Raw genomic sequence first — 21,705 nt, 5'->3', positions numbered from 1 at the left:
TGAAGGTTATTAGAAATTATTTTAACGAATTTTAACAATGTACTTGTGCTAGAAGGTAATCAAGTACTGTATTGTTTAATGTTATTAATAAACAAACGGGGCAGGTTTATGGAATAAGAAATGAACTTTTGACGCATATTGGACCCTAAAAGGACATCCATTGAATTGGGGCATGCTGGTGTCTGAATTTCGATAGCAAAAGATTTATATGTTCGAGTTTTATAAATTTAATAAAATGAATAAGTAAGAAGAGTCGAAGATCCCTTTTGGATTAACGGCTCTATTTTGATGTTCTTTTGAAAACGAAAATGTAACCATTGTTACAAATTTCTCTTCCTGTTTTAACTGGGTTTCATATATAATGGATTCATAAAATGTAACCAGTATTACTTAATAAGGGGAGATTACAAATGAATACGTCATTGAATAAAGAGTCTACTCTTCAACCTCAAGTTGCAACGTACTCACTTTGGCAAATGATTTTATATTTTTTAAAGTTAGGTACGGTCGGTTTTGGTGGACCAGTAGCATTAACAGGTTATATGTACACGGACTTAGTAGAGAAAAGAAAGTGGGTTTCGGAAGAAGATTATAAAGATGGTCTTGCCTTGTCACAACTTGCTCCTGGTCCTTTAGCTGCTCAACTAGCTATCTATCTTGGTTATGTCCATTATCGATTTATAGGAGCTACTCTAGTGGCTATTGCTTTTGTTTTACCTTCATTTATTATGGTGGTATGTTTAGGGTGGACATATGTTAGATTCGGTGGCTTAACTTGGATGCAAGCTGTTTTCTATGCCGTGGGAGCAAGTGTAATTGGAATCATTGCCTTTAGTGCTTATAAGCTAACAACAAAAACAATCGGCAAGGATTGGCTTCTATGGACTATATTTTCGATTGCAGGCATAGTAACGGTTATTACTGAAACAGAAAATGTCCTTTTATTTCTTGGGGCTGGGATTGTGTATTGGTTAGTAAAATCACCCCCAAAAGGGATAGGGAAAACGCTAAAAATAAAAAGTATTGATCCATTTTCAACTTCTTTACTACTTGGAGTAGCTATTTCCTCAAATTCAGGTAGCTTATGGAACATTTTCACATTCTTTGCGAAGGCAGGGGCATTCGTGTTTGGAAGTGGTCTTGCCATTGTTCCTTTTCTTTACGGTGGTACCGTTAAAGAGTATGGATGGTTAGATCCTCAACAATTTCTAGATGCAGTCGCAGTTGCGATGATAACACCAGGACCTGTCGTTATTACTACAGGCTTCATAGGTTACTTAGTAGAAGGATTTTCAGGTGCAACTGTGGCAGCTTTAGCTACATTTCTGCCTTGCTACTTGTTAACCATTGTCCCTGCACCATTGTTTAAAAAATACGGAAAACTCCCTGGAATCAATGCCTTTGTCAATGGAGTTACGGCTGCTGCCACAGGAGCCATTAGTGGAGCCGTTATTGTATTGGGTAAACGATCAATTATAGACGTTCCCACAGCCCTATTTGCACTTATTACGTTACTTTTATTATGGAAAACTAAAAAGATTTCAGAGCCTATTATCATTCTCATATCAGCCATTATTGGCTTAATTGTTTACCCATTAATCCAGTAAAAAATTAGGAGTTGGATTTATGCAAGTATGGCTGCATTTAGTATATAAGATTCCACGTAACCCCAGTAAAATAAGGGTTTATGTGTGGAGAAAATTAAAGAGACTAGGAGCTGTTCTTCTTCACGATTCCGTTTGGTGTCTACCTTCTAACCCTAAGACAAGGGAACAGTTTCAATGGTTAACTGTAGAGATTCAAGAACTAGGTGGAGAGGCTTCTCTTTGGGAATCTCAATTGCTCTTAGGAATGAAAGATGAAGAGATTTTGAAACAATTTTTGGGTCAGGTTGAACAGGAGTATAGAGAAATCCTAATTGAGCTAGAGAAAGAACCTTTTGACCTTGTTTCTCTCTCAAAGAAATATCAGCAGGTTAAGATGAAGGATTATTTTGAATCAAAACTAGGGAAAATTGTTCTGGAAGAATTACAACATGCTAGAGGGGGGATAAATGAATGAAATGGGTTACGTGGGAAAATGTTGGTGTCGATCGAATGGCTTGTGCGTGGTTAATAAAAAAATGGATTGATTCAGAGGCAGAATTTTCATTTATTCCTATAGGTCAGAAACCATTATCTGAAGGCTTGGAACCTTTTGATATTCCTGGTGTTCGTCTTTCCCATCAAAGGGGGCATTGTAGTTTTCACACGATGTTGCGGGAATATAAAATCAAAGACCCTGTGTTAGAACAAATTGCTAAAATTGTAGATGAAGCAGATACTGTACAAGAAGTATTCCTAGAACCAGTTGCACCTGGACTTGATTTTATATGCGATGGAATTCGATTAACAAGTCCTGATGATGTAACGGCATTAGAAAGAGGTAGTATAATATTTGACGCCTTGTATGCTCAAATATCAAGAAAATAAAATAATAATCGGGTGATTTTTCAAAATGAAGGTCGCCTTTTTTATTTAATTAGAAAGATTGTGAAATATAGTACTTAAAGAAACGTGGGCATTGATCCAAGATGGATTGATGCCTATTTTTGTTAAATATCCTTATTGCAGAAAAGAAGCAGGTTTATGTAATAAAGGAAATGAACAGTAGACCCCTATTGTGACATAAACGGAAATAAAAAACCTCTAGATAAAAAGAGGTAATTAAAACAAATGAAAGTTCTATTTAGAAAGAGGGTCAGTGATCTCATTAAATTCCTTTCTAGTTGTTAACCAATTAGCAACTAGATAAACCAGTATGTAGATAGGAACTGAATAGAAGAATCGCCAATTTTCAGGTTTGTAAATATCGATAAATACAATAAGAGTTTCTCCTAAAAAAGCAGTTAAGATACCAAATAAGACAGCCTTTTTGATCGGTGAGTAGTTAGGTTAATATTGGATTAAGCTCATAATTACTACGGGCATTAGAGCTAAGTCATAAGGAACATAAGCAGGTATAATGGGGAAAACTTCATATCTATATGACCACAAGCCAATTTGTACACCTAAAGCGTCTAAAATGACGGAGATTGTCATTACGAAAAAGCCCGCTAACAAAAGTCTATATCTACTCTCCTTCTTGTGGAATTTCATCCATAAGAACCATGCTAGTATAGTTAAAATTACACCAAACCACCAGCGCCATGAAAAAATAACTTCTTGATGCCAAAGGTTAATTGCATGCTTAACAATTTCTTGAGTTTCATTAACATATTTATCCATTTTTTCAATTGTAGACATATTATTCACCTTGTACTTTTATAGGATGAGTCTTCAATGAAATTATTAACAAAATATATAGTTAAACATACATGACAGCAAACATTATTCTGTGGCATAACGAAAATAATGTGCAATAGAGAAAATAGTACTTGTTGAACTAACGATGCAGGATAGTTGAACAAGAAACTGTTAAAATAGTGATAAAAAAGGTGATGGGAAAATGGCTATATTTCCAGAAGAAAACGACTTTCTTTCGTTATTCGAGTGTGAGCCAATGTTATTAGATAACACTTCGAAAGACTTGCCATTTTATTATAATAAAGCAACATACCGATTTTCTAATGGAGAGGAAGACTTTATTGTTACTCTTTCTCCCTCTTATGGTGAAGTCAAAATACAAGTAACTCAACGGGCTTCAAATAGATTGTTATCACTTTTGGACCTGAAACGGGTTGATAAATTTGAAATTACAGCAGATAAGAAAGACCATTCAAGGGTGCTATTAACAGTTGTTAATGAGGACACTGAACAAATGATTGAAATTGATTTTAAGCCTTATTTTAAACAGATTTTTAAAGAACATTTTACTCGGTAAGTACGAATTCATATTAAGCTCACAGATACAAGACTTGAAAATCCGGCTGCCATAATAGTGGCTTTTTATTATTGCACTAACGGGGCAGTTTAGTTCAATAAAGTCTGCGAAGGGGATGGGGGAAACTTCTATTACCATTCTTTTTCATGTTCATGTAATTGGAATGCACCTCAAAACAATAAACTAACATACATAATTACCTAAATATGGTAAAATAGAGATGGTTGTTAAATTGAAAGAGAGGTAGTGTCGGCTTGTTACTTCTGAATGGTATTGTGTTTATTTTGGTTGGTATGACTTTGTACTTTTTTATTAGAGGGTCTTTTGTATTAAGGAAGTACTTGAAAAAAGAACATAATTTATGGGGAAAAGAAACCCTGTTATTTTTATTTGCGTTATACTTATGCATGGTTGTTTCAGTAACATTATTTCCATTTCCAATTATATATGATAGGGAGATAGATTCAGGTTTATCTACAGCCTATATGACAGTCAATTGGGTCCCACTAGTAGCTGTTTTTCATGATCTCAGTCAAATTGGTGTTGCTTATAGTGGTGATACCTGGTTTATGGTTGGTTTAATTATTAGAAATATCGGTGGAAATATACTATTGTTGATGCCTCTAGGTTATTTAGTTCCTTTGCTTTGGGAGAGTTTTAAATTAAAGCAGACCCTATTACTCGGCTTATGTATATCGGTATTGATTGAGTTTTCACAGTACTGGGAAATTAAAATTGGAGCATTTGGTCGTGTAACCGATATAGATGATGTTATTTTTAATGTGCTGGGTTCCTATCTAGGGTATATGTTTTATAAGTTAACTATTATGATCTTTAAAAATTTCGTACAGCCAATAGTAGCTAGAAAAAACAGTAAGAGTTATAGTACACATTAGGAAATAAGAAGAAATTAACGGGCATTATTCTAAAGGATTAATAGTCTTTGTAATGGAACCTCTTATTGTAGAAAAGGGGCAGGTTTCTTCAATAAGAAACTTTTCCTGCTCTTTGAACGTAGTATTAGAAGTTGCCCTGAGTAGCGCAATGTTGTGTAACAATAGAAGCAAGTTAATACAACAAGAATGAATTAAGGGTGGGGAATAAGGTGTTAAAGTTTATGAGAAAATCTAGAAAAAATGCTTACCTGATATTATTCTCTTCTTTTGTCATCTGGTTAATATCCTTTGATTACAGCACTGAAAAGGACTTAAATCTAATTTTTAACATATTCCGTTCTTTAATATTTACTTTAGTCTATGCATTCTTTGACTGGGCTGTTAATGGGAAGGATTATAAAAAGAAAGAGTAAGTATGCTTGAATCTCCAAGTCAGTCTCAGGCTCCTTTCCTTATTACACTAGCGTGGATTCCTGTAATGGATTAAAGGTGATAATGGGATTAAGTTAAGATGTGAACCGATACACTTAAACAAACGAGGGCAAGAGTTAAGGATGTGATCGCTGAGGTGGTCTTATTTTCTTATTCCACAAAAGAAGCAGTTTTGTGGAATAAGAAAAAGAGAAAACCAACCTAATCGCAGGAATTTAATGGTAAAATAAATCAAAAAATACATATCAAATAGAGGTGATAAATATGTATTGGGAGACACTTCCTAGTTGGGTATGGTTAATTTACTATCTATTTCTATTTCTAACATTAGGATTAGGGATTTTGAATGTTATTCAAAAGAGAATGTTAGGCTTGTCGATTATTGCAATTGGCATAACGATTACCGTTCCAATTATTAGTATGTTAAATAGTATAGGAAGAGCGAAAGGTATCAATGAAATTGAACACTTAGCTGCTCAGCTACAACAAGGTTCAATCTGGTCTATATACGCAGTTATAGGTTTTCTATACCTATTTGTATATTGGGTTTTATTCTTCATCAAATATAAGGTAAATTCTGAAGTCTCTTACTAATCCTAGAATAATTATTCCTATATAGAACCAGCTCCTGAGTAGGAGCTTTATTTATTCGACTAAAGAGGCAGAATTATTGAATAACAAAACAAGCTTCAGAGCATAGGTTATATCCTAGCTCTTTTTTTATGTCTAAAATAATTTTCTTTAATGGCACTAAAACTTTCTTTGTTTTAGAATCGTCTAATGGGTGGAAGGGAGCAGAGTGCCTTGGAAGAAAGTATCATTGAAGACCTTATCGTTCATGATAGGGAGAAACTAATAGATCAACTAATGGATGAATATGGCCAATCGTTATTGCACCTTACCTATTCATACGTAGGTAAGAGGGAGATTGCAGAAGACCTAACGCAAGAGATATTTGTGAAATGTTATCAAAAATTGGACCAATATCAAAAGAAATCTTCTTTAAAGTCCTGGATTTGGAGAATTGCAATCAACCATTGCAAGGACTATCTAAGGAGTTGGTATTATAAACACATCATTGTTTCTGAGGAAAAAGTAAGGTATACCCCAAGCAAAGAGAAAGAAGTGGAAGTCCAAGTTATACAGAGATATGAAGACGAAGAATTAGCGAAAACAATATTGAGCTTGCCAGATTCATATAGGGAAGTTATATATTTATACTACTTCGAGGAATTATCGATTAAGGAAATTTCTTACCTAACAAGTGTAAATCAGAATACGATTAAGACCAGGCTAAAACGAGCAAAAGAAATCTTAAAAGAGAGCTTGGAGGTATAACATGGAAGACCGTTTAAAGAACATAAAAAATGCTATGAAAAGAACTGTTTTACAGGACCTTAACTTTACTGAGAAACATAAAAGTAGCATTAGACGACAAATTGACCAGCTATCTTCCACTTCAGAAGAGGATATATTATTAGCCATTTTTCAGTTACTCAAAGAAAAACGTACGGGTTTTGAATTGAGTAGACTGCTCCGTGCAAGAGGAATTGAAAAGTTTGAGAACGAAGAGGGATTCCTCTATATGTCCTTACATAAATTCGAACATAAAGGTTACCTTCACACTTACTGGGAAGAACCTGATGTTAAATACTATCAGCTTAGTACCAAGGGGTTAAAATTATTGAAGAACCTTCAAAACGAAGGTAATAGCAAAGCTTACTTTCTAAAAGAAATATTGGAGAGGTAATAAATATGACTAATCTTAAGGAGCATTTCTTAACCGAAGTAATGCAATACATAAAATCAAGAGAAGCGAAGGAAGTTGTCTACAAAGAGCTAAATTATCATCTGAAGATGTCTAAGTCAGAATTAGTATCTAACGGGGCAAACGAAAACGAAGCGGAAGAAAAGGCCATAAATCAGATGGGTAGCCCTGAAGACCTTGGAATTCACTTTAATAAACTGTATCGACCTATATTCGATTGGAAACTTTTTGGCCTTTTTATTATCATTATCTCAATGGGTATCCTACCAATTATCAATGTACAAGAATATTACTCGGAAAATCTAATGATTAAACAAACCATTTATATTGTATTAGGGATATTAGTTTCTATTACTGTTATGGTGATTGATTATAGAAAAATTAAGAAACTTGGCTATCTATTTCTTATTGTAGCACTCAGTTTATTACTAACACTTAACTTTTTTCCGAATATGATGCTTAATGGCGTTTCATATCTTCGAATAATGGGGTTTACTATCAGTGGGAACTCTTTATTGCCTTTCTTTTTAATGTTTTGGGCGTTCTATCTATCTAAAGAAAAACCAAGATTAAGCGTAGTATTTAGTGTTTACTTGATTACTGTGATTTTGATTATGCGATTACCAAGCCTTACAGATGTTTTTATTTATTCCATTTTGGTGTTAACTTTATTTATTTCTAGTTCCATCAGTAAAAAGGCCATATATACAACTATTGGAGTCTCTTTTGGTCTTCTTCTTATCTATGTAGTTCTTCTTTTGTTAACTACTAAAGAATACCAATGGGTTAGATTACTGGCATTCTTAAATCCAGAGGATTACGCACAAGACGCAGGTTATATGTACTTAAGGTTAAAAGACTTCATAAACAGTGGTGGATGGTTTGGGAAGCAGGAGGTTGCAAACCCTATTCCCGAATTAACAACAGATATGGTATTTGCAAATATCACCTATTTTTATGGTTGGCTAGTAGCTGTGTTTCTACTCGTTCTACTTTCGTTGCTTCTATTTAGAATGATCGTACTTTCTATACAAATAAAGGATCGATTCGGTAAACAACTAATCCTAGGTGTATGTTCATTACTATCTGTCCAGTTTGTATATAATGTTGGAATGGTGCTTGGTTTACTGCCCCTAATATCAATGTCATTACCTTTTATTAGCTACGGACTAACACCAACTGTTTTAAATTCCTTTCTAATTGGGATAGTATTAAGCGTGTATCATAGGAAAAATATAACTTTAAGTATATGATATTTTTATAAGAGTTAAGAGGGGTTTGTTTAAGCTTATTTAACGGCTGTCACTAACGATGGCCGTTTTTTGGTCTGATGTTTTGTAGAAACCATATATAAGAGGATTATCTTTGTGAATAATTACACTTAAAGAAAAGGGGGCTTTTATTAAATAACATGTTTCAAAAGGACTTCAATGTTGCTGCAAGTGAGTTCTATCTTAGAAGGGCCCCTTTTATATCAAAAAGGTTTCCTTTTGAGAGTACTAATTTAGGGATATCGCCTATGGTGGTAACGGTGAAGTGGACCTATAAGAAGTAACACCAGTTAGAAAAAATGACGAGTGACACAATAATACTAAAACCATAAAGTCTTTCAGTATTATTGTGTCATTTTATATTAAGTATCTTTGTGTCATTTCTAATCCATGTCGCAACCTTAAATAAAATCGATTCCAGGTACAAATAAATAAAATAGATGCTCTAAATTTATCTAAAAGACACTGGAAAAACATCAGTTCAGTATGTTTGTGTCACTCGAGTCAGAAAAAGAGGAACAGTATAATAATAGAAAAGGCACTTCAACAATTCGTATAATACTATTTAACGTTATTTGTTGATTTAACTGCAAACGTCCCAACCGGATGGTATCACTGGGTTGAGACGTTTATTATTTTTTTAAAATGCTACGCAAAACTTCTATTAACACGAATCGCCCCTCTTAAAAATCCTTATTCAACAAAAGGGCGGGTTTATTTAATAAGGAGCTGAACAATAGAACCCAACTATCAACAAAATAAACAATCAATATTGTGATTGTTTATTTGCAACTCGTCTAATTATTCCCATAAGAAATCGAACAATTAAAAAAGTAGATGCAATTGAGAAAAAGCTATGAAATGAGGACCAAGACTTTTTATATTTAATTAACTTTGTGTTCTTTTGAAGCCAGTGTTCAAATAGTGTCGATGGAAGACTGAATAGCAAACATTTAAACAAGATTCCAAAAATATTTGAGTTCTTAGTTACTTGATTAAAATAAATGCAGCTGACAGGAAACACTAAATAACTAAATACTGCGCTTATGTCAAAAAATTTAAATAAATTTACTGGGTACTGTAAATAGCCCTTTTTAACAAGTAAGTTGTCTAGAATCGATGCTATGTAACCTTTTAATAGGAATATTATTAACCAATCCTTTAAGGGAGGCTTTCTTAATAAATTAATAAACGAAAGAATCCCAATTCCAGTGATTAATCTCAATAGATTCTTTTCAAATTTAGTACCCATATTATACCTCCTATTACTCTTTTTTAGATTGCTCTAAAGAGGTTGAAATATGTTCTTTTTCTAAAGTTTATAAAACACAGTACGTAGAACAAGTGACACATCCCCCCTACATTAAGGGGATAAATAAATAACAATATTTTCTCATAAAAAAACAACCACTTTACCATTTTATTTTGGCTACTTCCTATTATTGCACAAACTGCTGAACCTTATGGAATAAGTGCAGCTGAAATAGGAAGAGCCTCTATTCTTGGTCAACCGGTACAAGTATTGAGTCCATTAGTAGCAGCCGCGCATTTATTAATTGGAAAAAATTCTAAGATGACTCTTCTTCAACTTTTTTTTCTTTCGATAGAAACCAACCTAGTATAGCGATGAGTAACAACACTGTCCAAAACGTTAGTTTCCATTCAGGAGATTTTGCGAAACCTTTAGGTAAATATGCTAAGTCAGGGTGAGACAGAGTATATACCGCTAATTTAACACCAACCCAACCTACAATAAGAAAGGCTGCGGTTTCGAGACCTGGCTTTTTGTGCAAAATTCCAACAAAGAAATTAGCTGCAAAACGCATAATAACAAGTCCGATTATTCCGCCTGCAAGAATGACCAAAAATTGTCCTCCATCTAAACCACCAATTCGGGGCATTCCAGTCTCGGGCAATGCAACAGCAAATGCAACTGCAGCGAGTATAGCATCCACGGCGAATGCTAAATCGGCTAGTTCTACTTTCAATACTGTCATCCAAAAGCCAGATCCTTGTTTTTCAACACCTGTCTTCTTATTTTCTCCTTTTCTTAATACAAATTTCTTAATAATGTGGGTAATAGAGATAAACAATAAGTACAAGGCACCGATTGCCTGTACCTGCCACACATCAACTAAAAAAGAAATAATAAAAAGTGAACCGAATCTAAAAATAAATGCACCTGCAAGTCCATAGAAGAGTGCTTTTTTTCTCCTTTCCTCCGGCAAATGTTTAACCATTATTGCAATAACCAATGCGTTATCTGCAGCCAAAATACCCTCTAAACCAATTAATACGATTAATACCCATAGATATTCTAGTATAAGGGCTGTATCCATTAAAAATAGCCTCCTTCAAACGGTCCTATTGCTACTTTACCCAGAGCAGATTTTTATATTCCGATTACTTCTTCAAATACTAGGTACGATGATCCGAGAAGGGAATGACGCTTTTTGTTGAAGTTATTGTACTCTCACGGTAGAACGATTATCTAAACCAGGCAGTTCTGCTTAATAAGAAAACCATTGTCACCGCCCGCATTTTGTAGAAGGTTTTTAGAGAAAACAGTTTCTATGAGTTAGTTGTTCATGAAGCGAAATCTGAGAGAAAAGAGGTCGTAAATAAGAGGCAAGTTTCAACATGAATCCGGCCTCTCCTTTTTATATGGTAATATTGGTGGTGATACTAATTAAAAGTACTTTTTAATGGCATATGGAGGATCTTGACGATAAGCCAGTTTCCAAACCTTTAAGATATTTTCTTTTGTTACTTTCATGGCTGGTACAACATAGAAAGGTGCTACTTCCTTACCAAGTAATGAATATCCCACAATAATTGCTTGTGCTACTCCATTTTCATAAGGTAATTGTGCTCCAAGACCTTTAATATTTCCTCCAGAAGCAATTTGATAAGCCGCATTACTTCCCAAATCAACGGTCGTAATGACTATATCATTTTTCCCTGCTTTACGTGCTGCAGCTAGTGCTCCTTCCGCGGGTTCATCCCAAATAGCAAAAATACCATCTAAATCTGGATTTTTTGCTAACATACCTGAAGCTGCTTTTTCCGCATCGTTTGGGGTGGAAATTCCAGTACGTGCAGCAATTTTAATATTTGGATATTTTTCTTTAATCGTAGTTTCGAATGCTTCTACTCGCTGATTATTTACAAAGAAATCAATACTGTGGAAAATAACACCAATATTACCTTTTCCTTTAAGTTCTTTTCCCATAATCTCGGCTGCAAATATACCATTTCCATAGTTGTCAGATGTAACAACACTCACATAATCTTTGCCAAATTCTAATCCTTCAGGCATGCTATCCATAAAAATTAGTTTGATTCCTGCTTCTGCAGCCTTTTTAAATGCGGGAGCAGTTGCCAATGGATCAACTGGTAAGCTAACGATAACATCTGGTTTTTTAGCCATGATGAATTCGATATCTGTTAATTGTTTTTCAGGATTAAATTGTGCATCAGTAACAGCAACAACTTCAATACCCATTTTTTCAAAAGTATCTTTCAAACCATTAATGATTGCTGTTGAAAAATCATTTTCAGTATAGTGCATGGCGATAGCTACCTTATAATTCATTCCCTTAAGCTTTTTCAGGTCTTTCATAGATAACTGGAGTGTTTTGGCTGAAAGAGCCTCCTCTCCATACGGCCCTGTGCTTAAAATTTCATTATCCGGAATATTTTGGTTAATCGTACTATTCAGCGTTTCTCTTATGATGGTCAAAAACTCTCTTACATTAAAGGGTTTTGTTACATAATTATCAAACCCCTTGTCCAATGTATATTGAATATCCTGCGGAAGCGCATTGGCACTAACAGCAATTACTGCAATATCCTTTGTTTGTTTTATTGTTTTTAACCTATCAAATATTTCATAGCCATGCATATCGGGAAGATTTAAATCAAGCAGAACTAAGTCCACTTTTTTGTTCGCAGCCATTTCTAATCCTTCTTTTCCTGTTCGGGCTGATAAAAGTGTATAAGAAGGCTGAGATTTCATGATTATCCTTACTAAGTTTAAGTTCGACTCGTTATCTTCAATATATAACAAACGATAGTCATCTTCCTTAGGGATATTTTTCTCAGTAAGTTCAGCCTCTTCACCCCATCTCATTACCGCCTTTAATTCATTTGGAAGCGGCAGACTAAAGAAAAAATCACTACCTATTCCTTTTTGGCTCGTTACACTAATTTTGCCCCCCATTAGCTGTACGAGCTGTTTTACTAAAGACAATCCAATACCTGTACCTTCTTCTTGTGTCCCTTCAATTCGGTAAAATGGAACAAATACCTTTTGATATTCTTCAACTGAAATTCCGACCCCTGTATCCGCAACATGAATAATCTGCTCGTTCCCTTTGAAATAAGAGAAGATCCTAACTTTTCCACCCTCCCGATTATATTTGATCGCATTATCGAGAAGATTAAGAAAGATTTGTTTAAGACGAATGGGATCAGCAAGAACAAATATGTTGTTCCATTGATCCAATTGGTTATGTATACAGATTCTCTTCTTGTTGGCCTGGGGCTGCACGATATTGATACATTCATTGATAATCGTCAGAAGATCAATCTCTTCGATCGACACTTTTATCTGGCCCGATTCTATTCTTGATAAATCTAAAATATCATTAATTAAACTTAATAAATGTCTCCCTCCACTTAAAATCTCTTGGACAAAATCACGCTGCTCATCATTTAGGTTTTTTTCAATTTCTAATAGCTGTGCAAAACCAAGGATTCCATTCAATGGTGTACGGAGTTCATGACTCATTTTAGAAAGAAAGTCGGATTTCGCCATATTTGCTTTTTCTGCCTCTTCTTTAGCTTGAATTAAGGCATTTTCCATGTTTTTTCGTTCGGTGATATCAGAAATGGTAACAAGGGAAGCATGTTCTTCTTTATCAACAATTTTAAGAGGCGTTGAATTGACTGAGATCCATTTAGGTTCCTTTTTCCCGTCGATAATACCTAATATGAAATCATGGAAAGGAATACCATCCTTAAGTGTTATTATTCCTGGTAACTGAGAATAGGGTAACGGTGATCCGTCTTCATTTATATATTCTAGTTGCATCAAGCTGGATTCAGTTAAAAACTCTGATTTAATCCCCAATATTTTTTCTACATTTTCATTTAGAGCAACCACTTTCCCCGACTTTTCAAGAATAATTACACACTCCGACATGGTCCGAAGAACTTCCTTATATAAATTATCTTTATAAAAGATTTCCATTTTTTCTCCACCATTCCCTTTCGATTCGAAAAAAACTACCTAAGCCGGATGTACTGTCTTATACTGTATGCAGTTAGATTGCCTACTAACAAAAAATAGGAATCCATTTATTTCATTTTTTCACAGATTATCTAGTTAATACGTTATGTGATATAGTTTAAACCAAACCTAATTACATGAGGGATGATTTATGAAAATTTTGATTGCAGAGGACAATGCAACATCAATAAAATTATTAAAGCATCTGATTAAATCTGTTCCGAACTATCAAATTGTCGGAGAAGCAGTAAATGGTAAGGATTTAATCAACAAGGTAATGATGGAAAAGCCCGACATCGTGTTAGTGGATATTAACATGCCTTTATTGAACGGAATGGAAGCTGTTAAATCGTGTAAAAAAATTCTGCCAACCTTGCAGGTTATTTTTGTCACAGGCCATGATGAATACGCGCTGGAAGCCTTTGGAGTGAATGCAATCGATTACATTATGAAACCGATTGAGCGAGACAGGCTTTATTCCGCTTTAGAGCGGGCAGCAGCCTATTTGAAGAAAACCGGCACGGTTCCGCCATCTGCTCCTGTCAAAAAGGATTTAATGATTAAGCAACAAAATCAATATTCCTTTATTTCATTAGACGAGATTATTTTTATTGAAAAAGCAGACCGAAAGTCCGTCATTCATACGATTGATAAAAAAATGGAAATAAATGAGGCATTAACCAATCTGGAGGAGCTCCTTGATTCGCGATTTGTTGTTTCTCATCGTTCTTTTATTATCAATTTGCAGTATTTAACGAGAATTGAAGTGGCTGGCCAAACGTATATAGCCCATTTTAAAAATTACGAAGAAACAGCAAGGATCTCTAAGCATAAGCTAGTTGAATTACAAAAATGTAAATCGTTGTAAAAAGTAAGGCTTAGTAATGAATAATTACTGAGTCTTATTTTTTTTTTTATTTTGCTTTTTTTGTTTGAATGAATGAAAGGGCTTTCTGAATGAAAGAAACTATCAGCTAAATGGACAAAAAGCATGTCTAAAGGCGATTAGACGTTAGGTATGTAAACGATTACAATCCGAGTATAGATACAGGAAAGGAAAAAATAATGATGGTTGGGATTGTCGATGTAGCAAAAAAAGCTAATGTTTCTACTGCCACAGTATCTCGAGTTTTAACAAAGCCTGAAACAGTAAGGGAAACGACGACGGAAAAAGTGTTAAAGGCGATTGAAGCATTGAATTATCAGCCTAATCTCATAGCGCGCCAGCTAAGAAGGCTCGAAACGAAGACGATCCTAGTTGTTGTACCTGACATTACAAATCCCTTTTTTTCAAAGGTGTTAAGGGGGATTGAAGCTGTCGCTGTTGCAAAAGGATATCAGGTTTTACTCGGTGATACAGGCAATGATGTGGAACGAGAAAAGGGGTATTTAAACATTCTGCAGCAAAAAAAAGCAGATGGAATGGTTTTATTAACCGCCAGAATGGATGCAGCAGCTGTTGAAGAGGTGGCCCGAAGTTTTCCAGTGGTGCTGGCATGTGAATATATTGAAGGCTCCAGGATCCCAACTGTTTCGATTGATAACATCAGTGGTGCCAGAAAGGCAACGGAATATTTAATCGATTTGGGACACGAAAGAATCGGTTGCATCACGGGACCTCTCGATATCGTATTGAGCCGTGACCGCCTCAAAGGATTTTATCAGGCAATGGCAAGGAAAAACCTTATTGTTGACCCGGTGTTAGTCCAGGAGGGGGATTTCTCATTTGATAGTGGTTTTAATCTAATGATGAAGTTTTTCGCTCTTGGCCAACTCCCAACAGCGATTTTCGCTGCAAGCGATGATATGGCAATGGGAGTGATTAAGGCGATTAAATCAAAGGATCTTAAGGTTCCTGAGGATATTTCGGTTCTAGGTTTTGATGATCTAAAATTTTCCTCCATATTTGAACCGGCTCTTACAACGATTGCACAGCCAGCATTCGAAATTGGTGAGAATGCGATGGAATTACTGATGAAGCTCATTCACAAAGAGGAAGTCAAACGCGAGCAAATTATCTTAGCTGACCAGTTGGTTGTAAGGGAGTCCGTCGGAACTATTTAAAAAATTTTATTAAGAAATGTAATCCTTTGCATTTTTGAAAATACAAGAGATTTTTATTCTCTCTTATATATGTAAACGATTACTAGACGAAATTTACTAAACTTTCAATTTATGAAAAGGAGGTGGTGCCACACTTAAGATTTAAGGTGGTGCCAACAAATAACGAGCTTAATGTAAATAACAAACAATGTGGGGGTTATGACATGAAAAAGAGTTTTTCACTTTCGGTATTACTATTATTCATTTTAAGCATTTTCCTAACCGGTTGTGGTGGTAATAAATCCACTTCTGGTGAAACAAAGACACAAAAGAATGAAAACTATTCAGAAACTGCATCAGGGCCATTAACGATCAATCCAGCAATTCCGGATTTAGAAGTACAAGATAAAGGACCAAATGGCGAACAAGCTGTTTCTGCAAAATCATTACAACTAAATGAGGAAGAACTTAAAAAGATTAAAGATGGAAAATATAAAGCAGCTATTGTTATGCATTACTCCGGTACTGACTATATGAATGCTGCAGTAGGTGCAATGCAAGATACATTTAAGAAGATGGGTATTGAAGTAGTTGCTGTTACAGATGCACAGTTTAAAGCAGAAAAGCAAGTAAACGATATTGAAACCGTTTTAGCTAAAAAACCCGATATTATGATCTCTGTTCCAGTTGATGCAGTATCCACTGCACCAGCTTATAAAAAGGCTATTGCACAAGGCGTTAAGTTAGTATTCATGGATGGAGCGGCAGAAGGCCTTATTGCTGGAAAAGATTACATTAGTATTGTATCCGGTGACAACATTGGTAACGGCGCAACAGCGGCTGACATTATGGCTGAAAAACTTGGTGGAAAAGGTAAAGTTGGGATTGTGTATCACGATGTAAATTTCTTCGTAACCAAAAATCGCTCTGATGCATTCGAAGCAAGAATCAAAGAAAAATATCCAAATATTAAAATTGTAGCAGAAGGCGGTATTACTGGTCCAAACGATGCTGAGAAAGTAGCTTCTGCAATGCTTACAAAAAATAGAGACCTTGATGGAATCTTTGCCCCATGGGATGTACCGGCTGAAGGCGTTATGGCGGCTGCCCGTACTGCTGGTAATAACGATTTAGTTGTGACAACTGTTGACTTAGGAACGAACGTAGCAATCTCGATTGCACAGGATGGACTTGTAAAAGGACTTGGAGCACAGTTGCCATATGACCAGGGTGTAGCACAAGCGATTCTCGCTGGTTATGGCCTATTAGGAAAAGATGCACCTGCTTATGTTGCTTCACCATCCATTAAAGTAACAAAAGAAAATGTATTGGATTCTTGGAAGCTTATCTACGGGGTAGATGCTCCAAAAACAGTTCAAGATGCAATGAAATAATAACAATCCGTGGGGCTGTTGAAAGCAGTCCCTATCACGAAAAGAAGGTGAACTTAGATGGATCAACCTATTCTCGAAATGAAAAATATCAATAAAGCATTTAATGGGATCCCTGTACTGAAGGATGTCAATTTCTCCGTCAAAAAGGGTGAGGTTCACGCTTTGATGGGGGGAAATGGTGCCGGAAAATCGACGTTAATGAAAATCCTTACCGGTGTTTATACTGCCGATAGCGGCGAAATTTCGATTGAAGGAAAGCCTGTCAGCATTAAGAGCTATGAAGAGGCTCAAAAAAATAATATATCGATGATTTTCCAAGAGTTTAGTTTAATTCCAACTCTTACAGTAGCCCAAAATATCTTTCTTACTCGTGAGAAGAAAACAGGGATGGGACTTTTAGATGATAAAGATTGTGAGAAGAAAACAGAAAAGCTACTAGAAGAATTAGGAGTAGATATTAAACCTTCTGATATTGTCCAAAACTTGGGCGTTGGCTATTGGCAAATGACAGAAATCGCCAAAGCGCTATCGCAAGAGGCAAAAATACTGATCATGGATGAGCCAACCTCTTCCTTAACGAAAAATGAAACAGAAGTGCTATTTGGTTTTATTAACAAATTGAAAGCAAAAGGTTATTCCATCATCTATATTTCTCACCGGATGGATGAAATCTTTCAAATATGCGACCGAATCACGATTTTACGAGATGGCCGATACATTACAACGGAAACTTGCAGTGAAACAACTCTTGATACCGTTATTCAACATATTGTCGGTATGGAGTTTGACCAGGCCTTTGAATGGAAGGAACGTTCTTACGCGACTGACGTACCGCCAATATTTGAAGTGAGAAACTTAACAGCCCGCAAGGTTCAAGATATCAATCTTAAAATTCAACCGGGTGAAATCGTCGGAATTGCCGGGCTGATGGGAAGCGGGAGAACAGAATTACTTCGAAATCTTTTTGGAATTGACCCCATTGAAAGTGGAGAAATCTACGTTAACGGACAAAAACAAACGATTAAGAATCCAAGAAATGCGATCGATTCCGGTCTTGCTTTAATTCCGGAGGATCGGCGCATGCAAGGGTTGGTGCTTGAACATAGTGTCAAGGATAATATGATTCTACCCATTCTTTCGAAGGTGAAAAAAGGAACATTTATTGATAATAAAAAATCCAATGACATTAGTAATGAATTTGTACGGAAGCTCAATATTAAAACCGATCATATTTTTAAACAAGCCAGATTGTTATCGGGGGGCAATCAGCAAAAAATCGTCCTTGCCAAGTGGCTTGCGAATGATCCTACCGTCCTTATGTTGGATGAACCAACCATCGGTGTGGATATTGGTGCTAAAACGGAAATCGTTGACATTATCAGAGCAATGGCCGAAAGCGGCAAGGCGATCCTTGTGGTCTCCTCCGAACTCCCAGAGCTGCTTGCCTTAAGTGACCGTGTAATCGTCATGCATGATGGGAAAATAAAGAAAGAGATTACGCGCAAGGAGATTAAATCAGAGGAGGAATTACAATATGCAATCCAAGGTTTCTAATTTACAAAAGCAGGAAAATCCGGTATTGAAAGGTTTCGAGTGGCGCAATTATATTGTTTATTTCGCTTTTGTAGGAGTATTAATCTATTTTTCTATCACCTTAAGTGATGATGGGTTTTTAACAACAGGGAACTTGTTAAATATTGTTAGACAAACAGCCACCATTTCTTTAATGGCGTTGGCAATGACATTTGTTATTAGTACAGGAGAAATTGACCTTTCGGTTGGATCAATTGCCGCTCTATCTTCATTAGTCGGAGCATTAGCACTTCAAGCAGGGTATGGCATCATCGGCGGACTTATTGGCGGTGTAGGAACAGGACTAGTAGTTGGATTAATCAATGGTTTACTTGTAACAAAAGTAGCGATTCCTTCCTTCTTAGTAACGCTTGGAACAATGGGAGCGATCAAGGGTTTTGCAATGTGGGTAACTGACACGGCTCCAGTTCCAATTGTAAATGCTAATTTCAACTTCATCTTCGGTTCAGGTGACATTGGTCCGATCCCGGTTCTTCTTCTTTGGACAGTCGTATTCACTGTGATTGCTCATGTGTTACTTCGTAAAACATCATTTGGCCGTCAGGTTCTAGCGACAGGCGGAAATGAAAATGCTGCAAGGTTCTCTGGTGTTAAGACAATGAAAATCAAGTTAATGGTTTTCCTAGGTACAGGATTAATGGCTGGTTTAGCTGGTCTTCTTTATGCAGGCCGTATGAATGCAGGACGTTTTTCTTTCGGTGAAGGCGATGAACTTTCTGTTATCGCAGCGGTTATTCTTGGTGGAACTAGCTTGTTCGGCGGAGTAGGAACGATTATCGGAACGATTGTAGGTTCCCTCATGATTGGTACGATTAATAATGGTTTGATCATTATGGGTCTGGATGTCAGTCAGCAAATGATTATCAAAGGAATTATCATCATCTTGGCGGTGGCATTCGGTAAGAAAGCGATGAAGCGATAGGTTTATGAAAACCAAGAACGAAACAGTCAAAATGCAGCACGAGTAGATTTTTCGAACAGGAGGAAGAGCAGTGAAGAAGATAAAAGTTGGTATTATCGGGACCGGTTTTATCGGGCCAACTCACATTGAAGCGATCCGAAGACTTGGATTCGTTGAAGTAGTAGCATTGGCGGAAACCCGTCAAGAAGCCGCTGACCAAAAAGCAGCGGAGCTAGGAATTCCGAAAGCCTATGGTGATTACCGTGATATGTTGAAAGACAGCCAAATCCAGGTTGTCCATAATTGCACCCCGAATCACCTTCACTTTGCGATTAATAAAGAGATTATATTAGCAGGAAAGCATGTCGTTTCCGAGAAACCACTGGCAATGAATAGTGAAGAATCAGCAGAATTGTTGGCATTAGCAGAAAAACATGGAGTCATCCATGCGGTGAACTTTAATTACAGACAGCATGCCAGTGTTCAAAATTTACAAGCTAAAATCGTAAACGGTGAGCTTGGGAAAGTAAATTTGGTACACGGTAGCTACCTGCAGGATTGGTTATTGTATGAAACAGATTTTAACTGGCGCTTAGCCCCTGAAGTAGGTGGCAAATCACGTGCTATAGCAGATATTGGTTCCCACTGGTGCGATACAGTTCAATTTGTAACCGGGAAGAAAATTGTGAAAGTGTTCGCCGATTTGGCAACAGTCATTCCAGTACGAAAGAAAGCGAAAAATGCAATTGCTACGTTTAGTACACAGACATCAGCAGATCAAGAATATGAAGGTGTTCCAATTAATACAGAGGACTATGCATCCGTTCTGGTTCACTTTGAAGATGGATCAAGAGGAGTCTTCACGGTATCACAAGTAAGTGCTGGCCGGAAAAATCGATTAAGCTTTGAAATCAATGGAAGCAAAAGCTCTATTTTTTGGAATCAGGAAGAACCTGAAAAATTATGGATTGGACATAGGGACCGTTCCAATGAAATTTTGTTAGCCGATCCTGCCTTGTTTAATTCAGAAGCAAGGTCTGCCATCCATCATCCAGGCGGACATAATGAAGGCTGGCCTGATGCCTTGAAAAATATGATGTTGAATTTCTACTCCTTTGTTCGCGATGGCAAGAGTCTGAAATCAGACAAGCCCAAGTTTGCAACGTTTGAAGATGGCCATTTTTCCATGTGCATTACCGATGCCATCTTGGAAAGCCATAAAAAGCAAAAATGGGTGAAGGTACAAGCAGTCAGGGAGGTTCTTACATGAAACTAGGTGTATTTACTCCGCTGTATCAAAACCTTCCATTTGAAGAAATGCTCGACAAGTTAGCGGGTATGGGTGTCGAGGCAGTTGAATTAGGGACTGGGAACTACCCAGGAAACCATCACTGTAATCCAGATGAATTATTGGAGTCCCCGGAAAAAGCGAGAGCCTTTCTGGGAGCACTTGAAAGCCGAGGGATCACCATCAGCGCACTAAGCTGTCATGGGAATCCGCTGCATCCTGATTTAAAGTTCGCTGCCAATTCTCATGAGGTTTGGAGAAAAACGGTATTACTTGCGGAACGCTTAGGGATCCCGGTTATTAACGGATTTTCCGGATGTCCTGGTGACAATAAGGACGCTAAAAATCCTAACTGGGTCACATGCTCGTGGCCGCCGGAATATTTGGATGTCCTTAACTGGCAATGGAACGAAGTCGTGATTCCTTATTGGAAAGAGGAAGCGAAATTCGCGGAGCAGCATGGCATTAACCAAATTGCTTTTGAGATGCATCCAGGATTTGTGGTCTATAATCCGGAGACATTGTTGAGGTTAAGAGAACATGCGGGCGAAAACATTGGGGCAAATTTTGACCCGAGCCATTTAATTTGGCAGGGAATCGATCCTGTTCAAGCTATCAAAAAACTTGGTCGTGAAAATGCGATCTTCCATTTCCATGCGAAGGATACGTATTTAGACCAAGCAAATATACAGATTAATGGAGTACTAGATACGAAGCATTATAGTAAGATTTTAGACCGCTCATGGACGTTCAGATCCGTTGGGTATGGATCGGATGAAAAAATGTGGAAAGACATTATCAGCGCGTTAAGAGCAGTCGGCTATGATTATGTGATTTCCATCGAACATGAAGATATGCTAGCTTCAACGGATGAGGGATTAAAGAAGGCTATTTCTCTTTTAAAAGGAGCTATGTTTAAGGAACAGCTTACAGAAATGTGGTGGGCTTAGTTTTTTCGAACAAAG

The 21,705-nt window shown here is 36.6% G+C and carries 21 protein-coding genes and 1 pseudogene; 18 read left to right on the top strand and 4 right to left on the bottom strand.

The window, feature by feature from the left end; genetic code table 11:
• Positions 1–410 precede the first annotated feature (410 nt).
• Genes M3175_RS06700 through M3175_RS06690 form a run of 3 tightly spaced genes read left to right on the top strand, consistent with a single transcriptional unit; the run spans position 411 to position 2,471 of the window.
• Positions 411–1,607 (top strand): chromate transporter, encoded by a 1,197-nt coding sequence (locus tag M3175_RS06700; protein WP_251516382.1) that lies wholly within the window; start codon positions 411–413, stop codon positions 1,605–1,607.
• A gap of 19 nt (positions 1,608–1,626) precedes the next feature.
• The gene (locus M3175_RS06695; RefSeq protein ID WP_251516379.1) at positions 1,627–2,061 is read left to right on the top strand and encodes a Chromate resistance protein ChrB; all 435 of its coding nucleotides are present in this window, start codon (positions 1,627–1,629) and stop codon (positions 2,059–2,061) included.
• The gene (locus tag M3175_RS06690; protein WP_251516376.1) at positions 2,058–2,471 is read left to right on the top strand and encodes a chromate resistance protein ChrB domain-containing protein; all 414 of its coding nucleotides are present in this window, start codon (positions 2,058–2,060) and stop codon (positions 2,469–2,471) included. Before M3175_RS06695 ends, M3175_RS06690 begins: the two co-directional genes overlap by 4 nt.
• Before the next feature lie 462 nt (positions 2,472–2,933).
• Here M3175_RS06690 and M3175_RS06685 read toward each other — a convergent pair whose 3' ends face one another.
• On the bottom strand, positions 2,934–3,284 hold the full coding sequence (locus tag M3175_RS06685) for a CBO0543 family protein (protein WP_251516373.1): 351 nt from the start codon (positions 3,282–3,284) through the stop codon (positions 2,934–2,936).
• Positions 3,285–3,486: 202 nt separating this feature from the next.
• On the opposite strand from M3175_RS06685, the gene M3175_RS06680 reads away from it, so the two are divergent.
• From M3175_RS06680 to M3175_RS06650, 7 genes are all read left to right on the top strand, one after another.
• Positions 3,487–3,861, top strand: a complete 375-nt coding sequence (locus tag M3175_RS06680) for a hypothetical protein (RefSeq protein WP_251516370.1) — start codon at positions 3,487–3,489, stop codon at positions 3,859–3,861.
• A gap of 293 nt (positions 3,862–4,154) precedes the next feature.
• The gene (locus tag M3175_RS06675) at positions 4,155–4,757 is read left to right on the top strand and encodes a VanZ family protein (RefSeq protein ID WP_285852215.1); all 603 of its coding nucleotides are present in this window, start codon (positions 4,155–4,157) and stop codon (positions 4,755–4,757) included.
• Positions 4,758–4,978: 221 nt separating this feature from the next.
• Entirely contained in the window at positions 4,979–5,170 is a 192-nt protein-coding gene (locus M3175_RS06670; RefSeq protein ID WP_251516368.1) for a hypothetical protein, read from the top strand.
• Positions 5,171–5,453: 283 nt separating this feature from the next.
• Positions 5,454–5,783, top strand: coding sequence for a hypothetical protein (locus M3175_RS06665; RefSeq protein ID WP_251516365.1), 330 nt, complete (start codon positions 5,454–5,456; stop codon positions 5,781–5,783).
• 210 nt (positions 5,784–5,993) lie between these two features.
• Positions 5,994–6,527, top strand: a complete 534-nt coding sequence (locus M3175_RS06660; RefSeq protein ID WP_371321668.1) for a sigma-70 family RNA polymerase sigma factor — start codon at positions 5,994–5,996, stop codon at positions 6,525–6,527.
• A 1-nt stretch (position 6,528) separates the two neighbouring features.
• The gene (locus tag M3175_RS06655; protein WP_251516360.1) at positions 6,529–6,939 is read left to right on the top strand and encodes a PadR family transcriptional regulator; all 411 of its coding nucleotides are present in this window, start codon (positions 6,529–6,531) and stop codon (positions 6,937–6,939) included.
• 5 nt (positions 6,940–6,944) lie between these two features.
• Positions 6,945–8,210 (top strand): FtsW/RodA/SpoVE family cell cycle protein, encoded by a 1,266-nt coding sequence (locus M3175_RS06650; RefSeq protein WP_251516359.1) that lies wholly within the window; start codon positions 6,945–6,947, stop codon positions 8,208–8,210.
• A 784-nt stretch (positions 8,211–8,994) separates the two neighbouring features.
• Here the strand turns inward: M3175_RS06650 and M3175_RS06645 are convergent.
• Positions 8,995–9,480: a CBO0543 family protein gene (locus tag M3175_RS06645; protein ID WP_251516356.1), complete on the bottom strand. Its 486-nt coding sequence runs from the start codon at positions 9,478–9,480 to the stop codon at positions 8,995–8,997.
• 171 nt (positions 9,481–9,651) lie between these two features.
• Between M3175_RS06645 and M3175_RS06640 the strand changes: the two are divergent.
• Positions 9,652–9,789: pseudogene (locus tag M3175_RS06640) on the top strand (citrate transporter); the annotation flags it as partial.
• A gap of 7 nt (positions 9,790–9,796) precedes the next feature.
• Here M3175_RS06640 and M3175_RS06635 read toward each other — a convergent pair.
• Both M3175_RS06635 and M3175_RS06630 read right to left on the bottom strand, forming a co-directional pair.
• A complete protein-coding gene (locus M3175_RS06635) occupies positions 9,797–10,567 on the bottom strand; it encodes a TerC family protein (RefSeq protein WP_251516354.1) in 771 nt (256 codons plus the stop codon).
• Positions 10,568–10,917: 350 nt separating this feature from the next.
• Positions 10,918–13,482, bottom strand: a complete 2,565-nt coding sequence (locus M3175_RS06630) for a substrate-binding domain-containing protein (protein ID WP_251516352.1) — start codon at positions 13,480–13,482, stop codon at positions 10,918–10,920.
• Between the two features lie 190 nt (positions 13,483–13,672).
• On the opposite strand from M3175_RS06630, the gene M3175_RS06625 reads away from it, so the two are divergent.
• The 7 genes from M3175_RS06625 to M3175_RS06595 all read left to right on the top strand — a co-directional run bounded on the left by M3175_RS06625 (position 13,673) and on the right by M3175_RS06595 (position 21,690).
• Positions 13,673–14,389 carry a LytR/AlgR family response regulator transcription factor gene (locus M3175_RS06625; RefSeq protein WP_251516349.1) on the top strand — a complete coding sequence of 239 codons (717 nt, stop codon included), beginning with the start codon at positions 13,673–13,675 and terminating at the stop codon, positions 14,387–14,389.
• 200 nt (positions 14,390–14,589) lie between these two features.
• On the top strand, positions 14,590–15,585 hold the full coding sequence (locus tag M3175_RS06620) for a LacI family DNA-binding transcriptional regulator (protein ID WP_251517646.1): 996 nt from the start codon (positions 14,590–14,592) through the stop codon (positions 15,583–15,585).
• 203 nt (positions 15,586–15,788) lie between these two features.
• Positions 15,789–16,958 (top strand): substrate-binding domain-containing protein, encoded by a 1,170-nt coding sequence (locus M3175_RS06615; protein ID WP_251516345.1) that lies wholly within the window; start codon positions 15,789–15,791, stop codon positions 16,956–16,958.
• Positions 16,959–17,015: 57 nt separating this feature from the next.
• Positions 17,016–18,512, top strand: coding sequence for a sugar ABC transporter ATP-binding protein (locus M3175_RS06610; RefSeq protein ID WP_251516343.1), 1,497 nt, complete (start codon positions 17,016–17,018; stop codon positions 18,510–18,512).
• A complete protein-coding gene (locus M3175_RS06605) occupies positions 18,493–19,473 on the top strand; it encodes an ABC transporter permease (RefSeq protein ID WP_251516341.1) in 981 nt (326 codons plus the stop codon). Before M3175_RS06610 ends, M3175_RS06605 begins: the two co-directional genes overlap by 20 nt.
• 70 nt (positions 19,474–19,543) lie before the next feature.
• The gene (locus M3175_RS06600; protein ID WP_251516339.1) at positions 19,544–20,722 is read left to right on the top strand and encodes a Gfo/Idh/MocA family protein; all 1,179 of its coding nucleotides are present in this window, start codon (positions 19,544–19,546) and stop codon (positions 20,720–20,722) included.
• On the top strand, positions 20,719–21,690 hold the full coding sequence (locus M3175_RS06595) for a sugar phosphate isomerase/epimerase family protein (protein ID WP_251516337.1): 972 nt from the start codon (positions 20,719–20,721) through the stop codon (positions 21,688–21,690). The genes M3175_RS06600 and M3175_RS06595 overlap by 4 nt, the downstream gene beginning before the upstream one ends.
• Positions 21,691–21,705 lie beyond the last annotated feature (15 nt).

This window comes from Robertmurraya korlensis, assembly GCF_023715225.1.
Lineage (GTDB): Bacteria > Bacillota > Bacilli > Bacillales > Cytobacillaceae > Robertmurraya_A.
This window is presented reverse-complemented; position numbering and strand designations above follow the sequence as displayed.